Raw genomic sequence first — 380 nt, forward strand, 5'->3', positions numbered from 1 at the left:
CTGAACCGGCGGTGCCAGCCGCCTCGGGCCCGCTGACCCATGCCGGGCAGCCGAGCCACCACCTGACCCTGGCCAACGGCGACCGCCTGCTGGTGTGCGGGCCCCAGTTCAACGCTAGTGCCTCCTTGTGCAAGCACGGCTTTGCCCGCCACCGGCCGTGGGCCTGGGGATTGGCCACCCAAGACCCCACCGGCGACGGCGGCACGCTGCGCCTGCAGGACCACGCCCACCTGCTGTGTGTCGAAGCCGCCCAGGTGGACACCCCGGCCGAGCTGGCGCCCGGCACCACCTGGCAGGGCAGCCAGACCCTGGCGTTGTGCTGACGCCACCGATCCTCCGCACCTGCGACAATCTGCCCATGCTCGCCAAACGCATCATCC

1 pseudogene is annotated in these 380 nt (G+C 71.6%); it reads left to right on the plus strand.

The window, feature by feature from the left end:
• A pseudogene (locus tag HA630_RS00680) lies at positions 1-323 on the plus strand (hypothetical protein); the annotation flags it as partial.
• Between the last annotated feature and the right edge of the window lie 57 nt (positions 324-380).

The sequence above is a fragment of the Aquabacterium sp. A08 genome, assembly GCF_011742065.1.